The following is a 2,122-nucleotide window of genomic DNA, read 5'->3' as shown; positions in this document are numbered from 1 at the left end:
GGGCCCCGCCGCCGACCCGGCCGGCTCCCACCACGAGCGAAGGATCCGCAGCTTCCGCCCCCGGCGCGGGCGCGTGACGGTCGGGCAGGGCGAGGCCCTGCGCCGCCTCTGGCCCACCTGGGGTCTGGACATCGACGGGGCGTCGCGGCTCGACCTCGACCAGCTCTTCGACGGCCTCCCCGTCATCCTGGAGATCGGCTTCGGCATGGGCGAGGCCACCGCCCGGATGGCCGCCGCCGACCCCGGCACCGGCATCCTCGCCGCCGACGTCCACACCCCCGGCCAGGGCAACCTGCTCGCCCTCGCCGAGCGCAACGGGCTGACCAATGTCCGGGTCGCCAACGGCGACGCGATCATCCTGCTCCGCGAGATGATCGAGCCCGCCGCCCTCGCCGGGCTGCGCGTCTTCTTTCCCGATCCCTGGCCGAAGAAGCGCCACCACAAGCGTCGCCTGATCCAGCCCGAGTTCATCGAACTGGCCGTGACCCGACTGCGGCCCGGCGCACTCCTGCACTGTGCCACGGACTGGGAGCCGTACGCGGAGCAGATGCTGGAGGTCCTGTCCGCCTGCCCCGACCTGGAGAACACCCAGCCGGACGGCGGCTACGCGCCACGCCCCCCGTTCCGCCCGCTCACCAAGTTCGAGAGCGCCGGCCTCGGCAAGGGGCACGTCGTCCACGACCTGACGTTCGTCCGCCGCTGAGAGCAGCGCGAGGGCACCACTGAGAGCAGGGCTGGGGGCACCGCCGAGAGCAGCGCTGCTGGGCACCGCCCGGCAACGGTGATACGCCATCGCGCGCAACCCCGGCCCTGGTTAGGGTCGACAGGTGCACCCGTCCCCGTTTCCGCCGCGCCCGCACCACCCGCCCGTACCGGTCTTCGAGCCGCAGCCGCGGTTCGAAGCCGTACCGGCGCGGGCGCACTGGCGCTACCGCCCAAGCCGGGGGATCTGGCACAGCCGGGCGCTGCGCGCCGGCACGCTGATAACCCTGCTCGTGCTCTCGGGCCTGGTCATCCTGGCCCTGGTGCGCGAGCAGACCGGAACCGAGGGCTTCCTGGTCGGGCTCGGCCTGGCCGTACTGCCCGTCCCCCTGATGGTGGCCGCCTTCCGCTGGCTCGACCGGGTCGAGCCGGAGCCATGGCGGAACCTGGTCTTCGCCTTCGCCTGGGGCGCGTGCGCCGCGACGCTCGTGGCGATCATCGCGAACGGGTTCGCCACCGAGTGGATCGCCACTCGCGTCGAGACCTCGGCCTCATCGGACTCCTCGGCCCAGGCCGAGGCGTGGGGCGCCACGTTCGTGGCCCCGATCGTCGAGGAGAGCGCCAAGGGCGCGGCCCTCCTGCTGCTGTTCGTCTTCCGCCGCCGCGACTTCGACGGGATCGTCGACGGCGTCGTCATAGCCGGAATCACCGCCACGGGCTTCGCCTTCACCGAGAACATCCTCTACCTGGGCAACGCCTTCGGGGAGGACCAGGCCATGGGGGCCTCCGGCTTCCAGTCCATCACCGCGGCGACCTTCTTCATCCGCATCGTGATGTCGCCGTTCGCCCATCCGCTCTTCACCGCGCTGACCGGCATCGGCTTCGGCATCGCCGCCCTGACGGCGCCACGGCGGCGGGTGCGGCGCGTACTCGTCCCGGTCACGGGCCTGGTGACGGCGATGGTGCTGCACGCCGTCTGGAACGGCTCGGCCAGCCTGGGCGGGCTCAGCTTCATCGCCGTGTACGGCATGTTCATGGTGCCCGTCTTCGGGCTGCTGACCTGGCTGGTGATCTGGTCGCGCGGCAACGAACTCAAGACCGTACAGACGCATCTGCCGGCGTACGTGGCGGCGGGCTGGCTCCTGCCGTCCGAACCGCACGCGCTGTCGTCCATGCGCGCGCGGGCGCTCGCGCGGGATGCCGCGCGGCGGCTGCACGGGAAGGAAGCGGCGAGGGCGGTCGCGGAGTACACCGGCTTCGCCACGGCGCTGGCGTTCCTGCGGGGGCGGGCGTACAAGGGCGCGGCGGGGGCGGACTTCGCCGCGCGCGAGCAGGAGCTGCTGCATCACCTGTGGCAGCGCAAGGACCTGGCGCAACCCGCACTGACCCACGCGGCCATGCTCACCACCCGCCCCTGGCT

Annotated in this window: 2 protein-coding genes; both read left to right on the top strand. The window is 72.5% G+C overall.

Going from position 1 to position 2,122, the window contains the following annotated elements:
- Window positions 1-703, top strand: a 703-nt coding sequence (gene trmB / locus AOK16_RS22355; RefSeq protein ID WP_055473965.1) for a tRNA (guanosine(46)-N7)-methyltransferase TrmB, incomplete at its 5' end; no start/stop codon positions are given.
- Between the two features lie 124 nt (window positions 704-827).
- On the top strand, window positions 828-2,122 hold a 1,295-nt coding region (locus AOK16_RS22350; RefSeq protein ID WP_055473964.1), incomplete at its 3' end, for a PrsW family intramembrane metalloprotease.

Source organism: Streptomyces pathocidini (assembly GCF_001418495.1).
In the GTDB taxonomy this organism is placed as follows: Bacteria; Actinomycetota; Actinomycetes; order Streptomycetales; family Streptomycetaceae; genus Streptomyces; species Streptomyces pathocidini.
This window is presented reverse-complemented; position numbering and strand designations above follow the sequence as displayed.